Source organism: Mitsuaria chitosanitabida ATCC BAA-476 = NBRC 102408, from assembly GCF_001598255.1.
In the GTDB taxonomy this organism is placed as follows: Bacteria; Pseudomonadota; Gammaproteobacteria; order Burkholderiales; family Burkholderiaceae_C; genus Roseateles; species Roseateles chitosanitabidus.
Genome location: NZ_BCYP01000040.1, coordinates 45,680 through 58,554, shown reverse-complemented (window position 1 = coordinate 58,554; position 12,875 = coordinate 45,680). Strand labels below are relative to the sequence as shown.

Below are 12,875 nucleotides of genomic sequence, written 5' to 3'. Positions count from 1 at the left end.
CTCTCCCGCTGCGCGGGAGAGGGGCGGGGGTGAGGGCCGTCGCACACCAGAGCGCTGCCTGAATCAGGCCTTCTTGAGCGCCTCCGTATCGAACGGCAACTGCCGCAGCCGCTTCCCCGTCGCCGCGAAGATCGCATTGGCCACCGCCGGCGCGATCGGCGGCGTCCCTGGCTCGCCGATGCCGCCCGGCGCCGCATCGCTCTGCACGATGTGCACATCGACCTTGGGCATCTCGTTCATGCGCAGCACCGGGTAGTCGTGGAAGTTGCTCTGCTCCACCTTCCCGTCCTTGAACGTGATGCGTCCATACAGCGCGGCCGTGAGTCCATAGACCACGGCGCCCTCGATCTGCCGCGCGATGGTCTGCGGGTTCACCGTCTGCCCGCAGTCCACCGCCGCGGTCACCTTGTGGACCTTGATCGCACCGTCCTTGCCGACGGACACCTCCGCCACTTCCGCCACATAGGTGCCGAAGCTTTCCGCCACCGCCAGGCCGCGGAAGCGGCCCTTGGGCGCGGGTCTGCTCCAGCCGGCCTTCTCGGCCGCCAGCGCGAGCACGCCCCGGGCGCGCGGCTGCTGGTCCAGCAGCGCGAGCCGGTACTTCAGCGGGTCGGCCTTGGCCGCGTGGGCGAGCTCGTCGACGAAGCTCTCGATGAAGAAGGCGTTCTGCGAATGCCCCACCGAGCGCCAGAACCACACCTGCGGGCCCGGCTCGGCGCGGCCGTAGGCGATGCGCTGGTTCGGGATCGTGTACGGGTGGTCGGCCAGGCCCTCGACGGCCATCGCGTCGACGCCGTTGTCCGGGATCTTCATGAAGCCCGAGGCCGCCATGATCGAGGGGCTGGCCACCTCGGCGCGCAGCATGCGCGGCTGGCCCTTGTCGTCGAGCCCCGCCTCGAAGCGCACGCGCGAGGCCGGCCGGTAGTAGCCGGCCGCCATGTCGTCCTCGCGGGCGTAGATCAGCTTGACCGGGCTGCCGCTGAGCTTGGACAGCAGCGTGGCGTCGATGGTGAAGTCCGGCGCGAAGCGGCGTCCGAAGCCACCGCCCAGCAGCAGCGTGTTCACCTTGACCTTGGCCGGCGTGACCTGCGCCACCTGAGACAGGATGCCCTGCGCCGGGCCCTGGCTCTGCGTGCCGGCCCAGAGCGTGACCTCGTCGCCGCGCACCCAGGCCAGGCAGTTCAGCGGCTCCATGCAGGCATGGGCCAGATAGGGCACCTCGTACTGCGCCGAGATCCGGCGCGCCGAGGTGGCCGCGCCGTCCTTGACGTTGCCTTCCTCGCGCGCGATCGCGGTGGCGTGCTGCAGGCCGTCCTCCAGCGTCGAGGACACCTTGTCGGAAGACAGGTTGGCGTGCTCGCCCAGGTCCCATTCGATGCCCAGCGCGTCGCGGCCTTGCTTGGCGGCCCAGTAGCCGTCGGCCAGCACCGCCACGCCCGACGGGATCGCGATGACCTTGCGCACGCCCTTGACCGCCTTGGCCTTGCCCTCGTCGAAGGCCTTGGGCTTGGCGCCGGCGATCGGCGCGCGCGCCATCACGGCCACCAGCATGCCGTCGACCTTGGCGTCGATGCCGAACTTGGCCGTGCCGTTGATCTTGGCCGCGCTGTCCAGGCGCCGCGTGGGCTTGCCCATGATGCGAAAGTCCTTGCGGTCCTTCAGCGCGGGCTTGTCCGGCACGGGCTGCCTGGCCGCCTCGGCGACCAGCGCGCCGTAACCCAGCTTGCGACCATCGGGCGCGAGGACCTGGCCGCGCTCGGTGCGCAGCGAGGCCGCGTCAAGCTGCCATTGCTTCGCCGCCGCCGCGACCAGCATCTGGCGCGCCGCCGCGCCGGCCTGGCGCACCGGCGTCCAGTGGGCGCGCACCGTGGTGCTGCCGCCGGTGGCCTGCATGCCGAACATCGGGTTGTTGTAGGCGGTGTCGGCCGGGGCCTGCTCGACCGAGACCTGCGCCCAGTCGGCGTCCAGCTCCTCGGCCACCATCATCGGGATCGCGGTCAGCACGCCCTGGCCCATCTCGGCCGAGCCGCACACCACGGTGACCTTGCCGTCCGGCGTGATGCGCAGCCAGGCGTTGGGCGCGAAGGTGTTGCTCGGCGCCGCGGTGTCGGCGGCCTGCGCGAGCGCGCGGCCCGCCGTCAGCGGCAGCGCGAAGGACAGGGTCAAGGCCGCGCCGCCCTTGAGCAGCGAGCGACGCGAGGTCGCGGCCGTTGCCGACGATGCGGTCTCGTCGCGCGAGGCCTGATCGGCGGAGGCGGCCGGCGCGAGGCGCGCGGCGTGTTCGAAGGTGATGCCCATGATCAGCCTCCCTTCGCCAGCGTGGCCGAGGCGTCGTGGATCGCCGCCCGGATCTGGTTGTAGGTGCCGCAGCGGCACACGTTGCCGCTCATGGCGTTGTCGATGTCGGCGTCGCTGGGCTTCTTCTTGCCGGCCAGCAGCGCGCACGCGCTCATGATCTGGCCGCTCTGACAGTAGCCGCATTGCGGCACGTCGATCTTGAGCCAGGCCGCCTGCACGGCGCGCCCGGCGGGCGTCGCGCCGACGCCTTCGATGGTGGTGATCTTCTTGCCGGCGGCGGCCTCGAGCGGCGTCTGGCAGGCGCGCACCGGCTGGCCGTCCAGGTGCACGGTGCAGGCGCCGCACAGCGCCATGCCGCAACCGAACTTGGTGCCGGTCAGCTGCAGGTCCTCGCGCAGCGCCCACAGCAGCGGCATCTGCGGATCGGCATCCAGCGTCACCGCCTTGCCGTTCACGGTCAACGAAATGGACATGGGGGTCTCCTCCTGGGGGGATCGACGGGTGGGAACCCGGCGAGCCTAGCGCTTTCACGATGCGAACGTGAGAGCGGCCGCCCGGAAGCCCTCGGACACCGCCCGTGGAGGCGTCGGATCCCTCGCGCGGCCCGGATGTCCCCTGTTCAAGGGGTATGTGGCCGTTTCGGCCAACCCTTTCCGGCGATTTCCGGCCGTCATTTCTCATGCCGGAAGTCATGGCATTGCCCCTTTGTGGTGCTCAGAAATTGGTGTTAGTCCCGACCCCCGCGTCGGGGGTTTACCCGCGCGTGACCCCCTCTTTTTGTTAGCAAGGAAGGGTTAGCGCCTATTGGTGTGTCGCTTTCAGGTGTCAAGAGCTTGTGATTCTTTGCAGGCACTTATCGGAACTTTGCGCGATGGAAACAATTGACGCTCGCTGGCCCGCCTTGCGTGATCGCGCGGCTTGGGGTGGCGTCTACCAAACGGCGCCGTATCCGGCGCGACGACCAAAAGAGGACCTGAATGTCTCGTCTTTACACCCGAGGGAAGCCGCTGGCATTGACCAGCATCGCCATCGCCGCGACGCTGTCGTGCACCCTGGCGATCGCGCAGGAGTCGACGCAGCTGGAGCGCGTCGAGGTCACCGGTTCGAACATCCGCCGCACCGCCGCCGAAGGCACGTCGCCGATTGACCGCATCACCGCCACCGAGATCCGCGCCAGCGGCGCCAAGACGGCGCTGGAGCTGATGAAGATGCTGCCCGCCATGGGCACCGACGGCTTCAGCGACACGCCGGCCCAGAACAGCTTCTCCCGTGGCGTGGCCACGGCCTCGCTGCGTGGCCTGAGCTCGACCTCGACCCTGATCCTGCTGAACGGCCGCCGCCTGACCCCGGCCGCCTACGCCAACCCCAACAACGGCACCTCGACGCTGTATGACCTGAACACCATCCCGGTGTCGGCCATCGAGCGCGTCGAAGTCTTCAAGGACGGCGCGTCCGCGGTGTACGGCTCCGACGCGGTCGGCGGCGTCATCAACTTCATCACCAAGAACGACTACCAGGGCGCGCAGATGTCGGCCACGGTGGGCGCCAACGACGACGGCGACTTCTCGCGCCGCACGGTCAACGGCTCGTTCGGCTTCGGCGATTTCGCCAAGGACGGTTTCAACGTCCTGGTCAGCGGCGACATCACCGGCCGCGGTCGCACGATGACGCGCGACATGAAGGACATCCACGCCGACGACTACCGCGCGATCAACCTGCGCCTGAATCCGTACAGCTCGTCGGTCTCGTCCTCGCCGTTCTTCACCCGTGAGTCCGCCCCGGGCAGCAACGCCTTCCCGCAGACCAACACGAACAACGTCGTCAACCTGACGAACTGCGATCCCTCGCGCCAGCTCATCGGTGGCGCGCAGTACGGCATCACGAGCTCGCCGCTGCTCAACCGCAAGTTCTGCAACTTCAACCTCGACGACTACAACGAGGCGCAGAACAAGGGCACCGACGGCAGCCTGATCAGCCGCGCGACCTTCCGCGTCAACAACGACATCACCGCCTTCGCCGAGGCCGGCTACTCGCGCTCGCAGCGCACCTACCTGGCGCCCCCGCGGACCATCAGCGGCCTGAGCCCGTCGCTGAACTTCCTGCTGGGCACGGTGGCGGCCCCCTACCAGGCGATCCTGGAAGTCGGCCATCCGGACAACCCGTTCCCCAACTCGCGCGCCGCGGTGCAACTGCGCTTCGAGAACACCCCGGGCGGCAGCGAGCTGGTCAACCAGCAGTACCGCGCGCTGGGCGGCGTGAAGGGCACCTTCGGCGCCTGGGACTGGGAAACCGCGATCCTGTGGAACAAGGCCAAGCGCGAGGAAACCAGCTACGGCTTCCTGAACCTGGACGTGGTGCGCTCGCTGCTCGGCCCCAACGGCCGCACGCTGGCCGCCGTCGCCGCCGATCCCAACCTGTCGCGCGGCCTGACCAACAACGCCGACGCCTCGATCACGCAATGGGATGCCAAGGTCGCGACCGAGTTCGGCTCGCTGCCCGGCGGCGCGATCGGCGCGGCCTTCGGCGTGGAACTGCGCCGCGAGTCCCTGAACATCACGCCGGATCCGCTGAACGCGGCCGGCAAGATCCTGGGCCTGGCCAACACCTACATCAACGATGCGTCGCGCAACGTCAAGTCGGCCTTCTTCGAGTTCCGCACGCCCTGGCTGAAGAACTTCGAGATGGACTTCGCCGGCCGTGCCGACAAGTACCCCAGCCTGAAGACCAACTTCGTGCCCAAGGTCGGCGCCAAGTGGACCGTGCTGCCGACCCTGTCGCTGCGCGGCACCTACTCGGAAGGCTTCCGCGCCCCGGCCGTGTCGCAGGTCGCGCCGGGCGGCGCCCAGTACTTCGTCAACGGCGTCATCGACCCGCTGCGCTGCTCGGAAGACGGCGCGAACCCGGTGCCCGGCGGCGCGCTGTCGGACTGCAACAAGAGCGTGGCCGGCGTGGGCGTGAACAACCCGCAGCTCAAGCCCGAGAAGTCCAAGAGCCATTCGCTCGGCTTCATCTTCTCGCCCAACAAGCACCTGGACATCCTGGTCGACTACTTCAACATCCGCAAGAAGGCCGAAGTGGCCCTGCTGGACGTGCAGAGCGTGGTGGATCACCCCGAGCGCTATCCCGGCCTGATCCAGCGTGACAGCAACCCCGCGCTGCAGCTGCCGGGCATCGCCAACTCCGGCCCGCTGCTGTTCGTGCAGACCCCGTGGGTGAACCAGGGCAGCACCGAGGTCTCGGGCATCGACTTCGAGATCAAGACCAACATGGTGCCCAAGGAGGGCCTGCGCTGGGTCAACCAGGTGCGCGGCACCTACCAGACCAAGTACAGCCGCCAGGAGCAGCCCGGCTTCGCGGACAACAACCTGGTCGGCACCAACGGCGGCCTGTATGACTGGTCGACCTCGGTGGGGGACATTCCCCGCCTGAAGTTCCGCGCCACCTCGACGCTGGAGATCGACGGGAAGCACACGCTGACGGGCGCGATGAACTGGGTGAGCGGCGTGTCGTTCTACCGCGTGCAGGACGGCTCGAGCAACCCGGCGCTGGTCTACAACGGCAACGGCACGACCTGCCATTGGGGCGGCCCGAGCTCGGATCCGCGCATCACCGGACGCACGTCGCTGGGCGCCGCGCCGACGGCGACCAATGGCCGCGACCTGTACATCAACCGCTATCCCAACTGCGCGGTGGGCAAGTGGATGACCTTCGATCTGGCCTACACCTACACGGGCTTCAAGGACCTGGCCCTGACGCTGAACATCCAGAACTTCCTGGACGAGAAGGCGCCGTACTACCCGGCCGTCAATACCAGCACGACCGTGACGCAGGGCTACAACTCGGGCATGCACAACCCGACCGGCCGCTACTGGACGCTGACCGCCAGCTACACCTTCAAGTGATCGCCGCCGGCCTCGGCCGGCCCGATCGGACGGGCGGACCCGACGGCGCGAGCCGGCGGTCCGCCCCGGAAGGCCAGAACGCCTTGGAGCGATCCAAGGCGTTTTTCATTGGGGCGCGCGAAGCCGCGGGAACGCCTCCTCCGGAGCGACCCGCTCAGCGTCGCTTCCGGCTCGGCGCGACCGGCGGCAGGATGCGGGCCTGATCCCGCGAGCCCTCGAACTTGCGGGCCACCGCATCGATGAACAGCCGCGTGCGCGGCGGCAGCAGCCGGCGCGAGGGGAAGACCAGCTGCAAGGGCGCGCTGTTGCCGGCCCATTCGGGCAGGAGCTCGACCAGCCGGCCGTCGTCCAGTTCCTCCACCACGTCCCACACCGAGCGTCGCACCAGCCCCAGGCCGGCCAGGGCCCAGTCATGCGCCTGCTCCCCGTTGTCGGTGACGAGCCGGCCCGTCACGTCGACCGTGCGCGCTCCCGCGGCGACACCCGCGTCGCGCGGCTCGAAGCGCCATTCGGAGCGGCGGGTGGCGATGCGTTCCTGGAGGATGCAGTCGTGATCGGCCAGGTCCTCGAGCGAGCGCGGGCGACCGCGTTGCTTCAGATAGGCCGGCGAGGCGCAGAGCACGCGGCGATTCGGGCCCAGCGTGCGGGCCGCCAGGCGCGAGTCCTGCGGGCCGCCGATGCGGATGGCGCAGTCGAAGCCGTCCTCGATCAGGTCGACCAGGGAGTCGGACAGCGAGAGCTGCACGGTGACCTCGGGATGGCGCCGCATGAACTCGGCGGCGAGCGGGCCGATGCAGCGGCGGCCCATGGCCACGGTCGCGGTGACGCGCACGAGGCCGCGCACCTGCTGCCGGCCCTGGGCGAGCTCCGCCTCGGCGTCGTCGATGTCGGACAGGATGACCTGGCAGCGCTCGTGATAGAGCGCGCCCTCGTCCGTGAGCGCCAGCCGCCGCGAGCTGCGCTGCAGCAGCCGCACGCCGAGCCGCGTCTCCAGTCGCGTCAAGCGCTTGCTGCCGACGGCCGGGGAGAAGCCGAGCTCGCGTCCCGCCGCGGAGAGGCTGCCGGCCGCCACGGCGCGCACGAACAGGCGCATGTCGTCGAGTTCGTTCATGGTGATCTTTTCCGTTTGGGAACAGATGGTTGTGCAACGGCACGGATTCTCATCCGATCCGCTTCAGATCACAGTGCCGGTCATGCATTTCCCTCAGCCGGAGGCTTCCATGACCCTCTCTCCCAGACGCTCGCGCCGCGTGAAGACCGCAGTGGCGATGGTGTTCGCGGCCTTGGCCGCGCTCGCGGCGACTCGCGCCACGGCCGCTCCGACGCCCGCGCTTTCCGATGCGCCCGCCGAGATGAGCGCGGGCATCACGGACGACGCGGCGTTACCCCTGCCCGCGCGGCGGCAGGTCGACGGCAGCTTGAGCGCGGAGCGCGTCGCGGCGATGACGCTGGCGGCGCGTCGGTACTACGGCTTCTGGGACAGTGGCGACGCCGCCTTGGCGCGGGCCGCGCTGGCGCCGGACTTCCTGGATCGCGCGCTGCCCCCGGGGCGGCCGCAAGGTGTCGAGGGACCGGTGCTGGCGTCGCGCCAGTTCCGCGCGGCGGTGCCGGATCTGCGGGTGACGGTGGAAGAGATGCTGGTCGTCGGCGACCGCGTCGTGGGGCGTCTGCGCTTCAGCGGGCACTTCAGCGGCACTTTCGGCGCGGGCGAGCACGCCCGGCGCGGTGACGGCCGGGCGATCTCCTTCATCGCGACCGACATCTACCGGATCGACGGGTCGGGACGCATCGCGGAGAACTGGCATCTCGAGGACAACCTCGCGCTGCTCGCGCAACTGGGCGTGGTGACGCCATGAGCGCGGTCCTTTCTCCGAAGGACGGCGCGAGCGACACCCGCGTGCCGTCGTCCAGCGGTTTCCCGCTGCCCATCCTCGCGCTGGCGTTGGCCGCCTTCGCGATCGGCACGACCGAGTTCGTGATCATGGGGCTGCTGCCCGCCATGGCGAGGGACCTCGCGGTCAGCCTGCCGGGCGCGGGTCTGCTGGTCACGGGCTATGCGCTGGGCGTGGCCCTGGGCGCGCCGCCGCTCGCGGCCCTGAGCGCCGGCTGGCCCCGCAAGCGGGCGCTGCTGGTGCTGATCGGCCTGTTCATCGCGGGCAATGCCTTGTCGGCGATCGGGACCGGCTATGGGCTGGTGATGGCGGGGCGCATCGTCGCCGCGCTGGCGCACGGCTCTTTCTTCGGGATCGGCGCAGTGCTGGCGAGCGAGCTGGTCGCCCCCGACCGCAAGGCGGGCGCGATCGCGTTGATGTTCACTGGGCTGACGCTGGCCAATGTGCTGGGCGTGCCGCTCGGCAACCTGATCGGCCAGGCCTGGGGCTGGCGCGCCAGCTTCGCCGGCGTCGCGCTGCTGGGCGTGATCGCGGCCGTCGCGCTGGTGGCGCTGCTGCCGAGGCCGGCGGCGTCGCACGAGGAGGCGTCGACGGGCAACGACTGGTCGGTGCTCAAGCGGCCGCAGGTGCTGATCGCGCTGGCGTTGACGGCGGTCGGTTTCGGCGGCGTCTTCACCGCCTTCACCTTCATCGCGCCCATGCTGGAGGACGTCACCGGCCTGTCGGCGGGTGCGGTGACCGGGGTGCTGTTCCTGTTCGGCCTGGGCCTGACCCTGGGCAACACGCTGGGCGGCAAGCTCGCGGACTGGAAGCTGATGCCTTCGTTGATGGGCGTGCTGGTGGTGCTGGCGCTGATCCAGCTGGTGCTGGCGGCGGTGTTGAGCTCACCGTGGGCGGCGATCGCAGCCGTTTTCGTCTGGGGCGTGGCCGCCTTCGCGACGGTGCCGGGTCTGCAGATGCGGATGATGCAGCAGGCCCCCGACGCGCCGGCGTTGGTGTCGACGCTCAACATCGCCGCGTTCAACCTGGGTAACGCCGGAGGGGCGTGGTTGGGTGGATGGATGCTCGACCACGGCGCGTCGCTGCGGGCGCTGCCGGTGGCCGGGGCCGCGCTGGCGGTGGTGGGGCTGGGACTGGCGGCGGTCAGCGTGGTGCTGGAGCGTCGGGCGCGATGAGTCGTCAGGAGGGTGGTCTGTCGACCACCCTCGGCCCGCCCGCATCACTTCTTGCGACGCTCACGACCTTCGAGAGCAGGCTGGGGCCAGATCCTCCGCGAGTGCTCGAAGTTGAGGATGCGCAGCGACACGCGCGACACGCGATAGACGATGAAGAAGTTGGGCCGGATGACCATCTCGCGCACGCCCTTGACGCGCGCCGATTCCCGATAGAGATGGGGAAAGGTCTGGATCAGTGAGAGCTTCTCGAGGACGTCGTCGTTGAACGCCAATGCAGCCCATGCGTTCTTCTCCGCGAGCTCATCGAGGAAGGTGTCGTACGAACGTCGCGCCCTGGGGCTCCATTCAAGACTTCTTCGGGCGGGCATGCAGCCCCCCGATCTTGCGAATCCGTTCGTCCGCTTCGCGCCAAACCTCTCGATAGTCCGTCCCGGGGCGATGGTCGCGGAGCGACAGCTCGATCTGCTCCTTGAACCAGTCATCCCAGGATGTCGGGTCGTCGGGGCCGGCGTCGAGGCGTGACCTGAAGGTCGGGGCAGTGGCGCGCCCCGACTGGGCGGGGAGGGCGGGGTGAATGATGTCGAGGTCCACGATGTTGAGCTCCAGCAGGCGTCTGGCCAAAGACTTGAGGCTCCGGAATCTCCGCGGCGCACCGTTGGCGGTGACCAGCAAGTGCCAAACCCCTTGTCGCGCCACGCGCAGGTGCCAGACACGACCCTGGGCGGCAGCCTCGGCCTTCATCGGCAGACCCGTGCTCGCCCAACCGACCAGGGTGGGCTCATCGACAGGTCTCGTTGACGATCCGAGGGTGCTCATCGTTCTCTTTCGCGGGTCTGATGGCGATAGCAGGAACTGCTGGGAATTCGACCGCGGTCCGCCTTGTCGACGTCACCGATCCATGGTTTGGGTCAGTCGACGTCACCGCCGGTGCCGTGCGTCGCCACCCGCTCCATCAACGCCTCCACCACCCGCGCCTTCATCCGCCGCAGCGCGTGCAGTTCCTGATCCGGCGCCTGCAGCGCCGGCCACAGCAGCGCGACCAGATCGCGCGCCGCGTCGTCCACGACGATCTGCCGGCCCGCGATGATGACCTCCCACAGCATGTGCTCCATCGGCCCGAACACCAGCGATCGCAGCAGCCGCAGCGGAATGTCCTGCCGCACCTCGCCGCTGGCCTGGCCGCGCGCCAGCAGGTCCATCAGCGGCGCCGTGTAGCGCCGCTGCAGATCGACGAAGGCGGCGCCGAAGTCCTCCTGCGCCTCGCCGCGCGCGGGCAGCGCCTCGCGCTTGCGGCCTTCCGACAGCACCAGCTCGCACAAGCCCGTCCCGTGGATCAGGAACAGCCGCAGATGCGTGTGGACCACGAACTCCAGCTGGTCGCGGATCGACCGCTCCCGCGGCAGCCCCGTCTCGATGGCCTCGATGATCTCGTCGTACCAGTCGCCGATCACCCGCATGCACAGCTCGCGCTTGCCGCGGAAGTAGGTGAAGACCGTCGCCTCCGAGATCCCCAGCCGCTGCGCGATCTCGGTCGTCGTCGCGCGCTCGTAGCCGCGCTCGGCGAAGACCGCGCGGCTCTCCCGCAGGATGTCGCGCACGCGCTGCTCCGACTTGGCGCTCACGGGGGCGCGCCGCTGCGCCGGCAGGGCGGCGCGGCTGGACGGGGAAGGGGAGGTGGACCTCGCGGTCCGGGCGTTGGCACTCATGTGGGGCGCATTCTCTCCATTTCTTGAGCCGGGCTCAAGTCGTCTTGGCGACCTCGCCCATCTGCCGTATGCTTCGCGCCTTGCGGCCGTCCGGCGATCCCGGCCGGCCTGCGCGAGTCGCCCGGACGCGAAGAAGTTGAGCCGGGCTCATGACTCGTGGAGATGCCGCCAGCTGGCCGAAGATGAGGCCAGTTGTCGCGAACCGCCGCCAACAGCGTCGAACGCGAACCCGCAAAAAGCCATCAGGAGACCTCATGCCCTCGTTGTCCACCAAGCTCAACGCCCGCTCGGCCGATTTCAAGGCCAATGCGGACGCGATGCGCGCCCTCATCGACGACCTCAACGCCCGCTTGGCGAAGATCGCCGAGGGCGGCGGCGAGGCCGCTCGCGCCAAGCATGTCGCGCGTGGCAAGTTGCTCCCGCGCGACCGCGTCGAGATGCTGCTGGACCCCGGCACCCCGTTCCTGGAAATCGCCCCGCTCGCGGGCCTGAACATGTATGACAACGCCGCCCCGGGCGGCGGCGTGATCGCCGGCATCGGCCGCGTGTCCGGCGTCGAGTGCGTGATCGTCTGCAACGACGCGACCGTCAAGGGTGGCACCTACTATCCGGTCACGGTGAAGAAGCATCTGCGCGCGCAGGAGATCGCCGATCAGAACCGGCTCCCCTGCATCTACCTGGTCGACAGCGGCGGCGCCAACCTCCCGAACCAGGACGAGGTCTTCCCCGACCGCGACCACTTCGGCCGCATCTTCTTCAACCAGGCGAATCTCTCGGCCAAGGGCATCCCGCAGATCGCCGTGGTGATGGGCTCCTGCACCGCCGGCGGCGCCTACGTGCCCGCGATGAGCGACGAGACCGTCATCGTCAAGAACCAGGGCACGATCTTCCTGGGCGGCCCCCCGCTGGTGAAGGCCGCGACCGGCGAGGTCGTCAGCGCCGAGGACCTGGGCGGCGGCGACGTCCACACCCGGCTCTCCGGCGTGGCCGACCATCTGGCCGAGGACGACACCCACGCGCTGGCCATCGCGCGCCAGTCCGTCGCGCGCCTGAACTGGCGCAAGCAGGGCGAGCTGCTCACGCAGACGCCGCGCGCCCCGCTGCATCCCGCGGCCGAGCTGCACGGCGTGATCCCGACCGACACCCGCAAGCCCTTCGACGTGCGCGAGGTCATCGCCCGCATCGTCGACGGCAGCGAGTTCGACGAGTTCAAGGCCCGCTACGGCAACACGCTGGTCTGCGGCTTCGCCCACATCGAGGGCATGCCGGTGGGCATCGTCGCCAACAACGGCATCCTCTTCGCGGAGAGCGCCAACAAGGGCGCCCACTTCATCGAGCTCTGCTGCCAGCGCAAGATCCCGCTGGTCTTCCTGCAGAACATCACCGGCTTCATGGTCGGCCGCAAGTACGAGAACGAGGGCATCGCCCGCGCCGGCGCCAAGATGGTGACGGCGGTGGCCTGCGCGCAGGTGCCCAAGTTCACCGTGATCATCGGCGGCAGCTTCGGCGCCGGGAACTACGGCATGTGCGGCCGCGCCTACTCGCCCCGCTTCCTCTGGATGTGGCCGAACGCGCGCATCTCGGTGATGGGCGGCGAACAGGCCGCGTCGGTGCTGGCCACCGTCAAGCGCGACGGCATCGAGGGCAAGGGCGGCCAGTGGTCCGCCGACGAGGAAGAGGCCTTCAAGGCGCCGATCCGTCAGCAGTACGAGGACCAGGGTCATCCGTATTACGCCAGCGCGCGCCTGTGGGACGACGGCGTCATCGATCCGGCCGATACCCGCCGCGTGCTCGCGCTGGGTCTGGCCGCGTCGCTGAACGCGGAGATCCCCGAGACGAAATTCGGCGTGTTCCGGATGTAAGACTCCGGGGTTCCGACATCCACGCCGAGTCGCCGCCACG

Annotated in this window: 10 protein-coding genes; 4 read left to right on the top strand and 6 right to left on the bottom strand. The window is 69.3% G+C overall.

Annotation, left to right across the window (positions count from 1 at the left end; genetic code table 11):
* Positions 1–63: 63 nt before the first annotated feature.
* Positions 64–2,298 (bottom strand): xanthine dehydrogenase family protein molybdopterin-binding subunit, encoded by a 2,235-nt coding sequence (locus tag MCHT01_RS23925; protein WP_084453299.1) that lies wholly within the window; start codon positions 2,296–2,298, stop codon positions 64–66.
* Between the two features lie 2 nt (positions 2,299–2,300).
* Entirely contained in the window at positions 2,301–2,771 is a 471-nt protein-coding gene (locus MCHT01_RS23920) for a (2Fe-2S)-binding protein (RefSeq protein ID WP_067069801.1), read from the bottom strand.
* A 504-nt stretch (positions 2,772–3,275) separates the two neighbouring features.
* Here MCHT01_RS23920 and MCHT01_RS23915 point away from each other — a divergent pair.
* The gene (locus MCHT01_RS23915; RefSeq protein ID WP_084453298.1) at positions 3,276–6,200 is read left to right on the top strand and encodes a TonB-dependent receptor plug domain-containing protein; all 2,925 of its coding nucleotides are present in this window, start codon (positions 3,276–3,278) and stop codon (positions 6,198–6,200) included.
* A gap of 154 nt (positions 6,201–6,354) precedes the next feature.
* Here the strand turns inward: MCHT01_RS23915 and MCHT01_RS23910 are convergent, their stop codons facing one another.
* On the bottom strand, positions 6,355–7,311 hold the full coding sequence (locus MCHT01_RS23910) for a LysR family transcriptional regulator (RefSeq protein WP_067069795.1): 957 nt from the start codon (positions 7,309–7,311) through the stop codon (positions 6,355–6,357).
* Positions 7,312–7,468: 157 nt separating this feature from the next.
* Here MCHT01_RS23910 and MCHT01_RS23905 point away from each other — a divergent pair, with 157 nt between their 5' ends.
* Together MCHT01_RS23905 and MCHT01_RS23900 are read left to right on the top strand one after the other, a co-directional pair.
* Positions 7,469–8,056: an ester cyclase gene (locus MCHT01_RS23905; RefSeq protein ID WP_067069792.1), complete on the top strand. Its 588-nt coding sequence runs from the start codon at positions 7,469–7,471 to the stop codon at positions 8,054–8,056.
* Positions 8,053–9,267, top strand: coding sequence for an MFS transporter (locus tag MCHT01_RS23900; RefSeq protein WP_084453296.1), 1,215 nt, complete (start codon positions 8,053–8,055; stop codon positions 9,265–9,267). Before MCHT01_RS23905 ends, MCHT01_RS23900 begins: the two co-directional genes overlap by 4 nt.
* Before the next feature lie 44 nt (positions 9,268–9,311).
* Here the strand turns inward: MCHT01_RS23900 and MCHT01_RS25865 are convergent, their stop codons facing one another.
* From MCHT01_RS25865 to MCHT01_RS23885, 3 genes are all read right to left on the bottom strand, one after another.
* Positions 9,312–9,635 (bottom strand): type II toxin-antitoxin system RelE/ParE family toxin, encoded by a 324-nt coding sequence (locus MCHT01_RS25865; RefSeq protein ID WP_169806201.1) that lies wholly within the window; start codon positions 9,633–9,635, stop codon positions 9,312–9,314.
* Positions 9,613–10,083, bottom strand: coding sequence for a hypothetical protein (locus MCHT01_RS26940; RefSeq protein ID WP_169806200.1), 471 nt, complete (start codon positions 10,081–10,083; stop codon positions 9,613–9,615). Before MCHT01_RS26940 ends, MCHT01_RS25865 begins: the two co-directional genes overlap by 23 nt.
* A 92-nt stretch (positions 10,084–10,175) precedes the next feature.
* On the bottom strand, positions 10,176–10,973 hold the full coding sequence (locus MCHT01_RS23885) for a TetR/AcrR family transcriptional regulator (protein WP_067069784.1): 798 nt from the start codon (positions 10,971–10,973) through the stop codon (positions 10,176–10,178).
* A gap of 254 nt (positions 10,974–11,227) precedes the next feature.
* Here MCHT01_RS23885 and MCHT01_RS23880 point away from each other — a divergent pair, with 254 nt between their 5' ends.
* Positions 11,228–12,835: a carboxyl transferase domain-containing protein gene (locus tag MCHT01_RS23880; protein ID WP_067069781.1), complete on the top strand. Its 1,608-nt coding sequence runs from the start codon at positions 11,228–11,230 to the stop codon at positions 12,833–12,835.
* The last annotated feature ends 40 nt before the right edge of the window (positions 12,836–12,875 follow it).

Bases quoted from the DNA above. Each gene is read 5' to 3' on its own strand.
- MCHT01_RS23915 (WP_084453298.1), top strand. From the start codon at position 3,276: ATGTCTCGTCTTTACACCCGAGGGAAGCCGCTGGCATTGACCAGCATC.
- MCHT01_RS26940 (WP_169806200.1), bottom strand. From the start codon at position 10,083: ATGAGCACCCTCGGATCGTCAACGAGACCTGTCGATGAGCCCACCCTG.
- MCHT01_RS23880 (WP_067069781.1), top strand. From the start codon at position 11,228: ATGCCCTCGTTGTCCACCAAGCTCAACGCCCGCTCGGCCGATTTCAAG.
- MCHT01_RS25865 (WP_169806201.1), bottom strand. From the start codon at position 9,635: ATGCCCGCCCGAAGAAGTCTTGAATGGAGCCCCAGGGCGCGACGTTCG.
- MCHT01_RS23905 (WP_067069792.1), top strand. From the start codon at position 7,469: ATGGTGTTCGCGGCCTTGGCCGCGCTCGCGGCGACTCGCGCCACGGCC.
- MCHT01_RS23900 (WP_084453296.1), top strand. From the start codon at position 8,053: ATGAGCGCGGTCCTTTCTCCGAAGGACGGCGCGAGCGACACCCGCGTG.
- MCHT01_RS23910 (WP_067069795.1), bottom strand. From the start codon at position 7,311: ATGAACGAACTCGACGACATGCGCCTGTTCGTGCGCGCCGTGGCGGCC.
- MCHT01_RS23885 (WP_067069784.1), bottom strand. From the start codon at position 10,973: ATGAGTGCCAACGCCCGGACCGCGAGGTCCACCTCCCCTTCCCCGTCC.
- MCHT01_RS23920 (WP_067069801.1), bottom strand. From the start codon at position 2,771: ATGTCCATTTCGTTGACCGTGAACGGCAAGGCGGTGACGCTGGATGCC.
- MCHT01_RS23925 (WP_084453299.1), bottom strand. From the start codon at position 2,298: ATGGGCATCACCTTCGAACACGCCGCGCGCCTCGCGCCGGCCGCCTCC.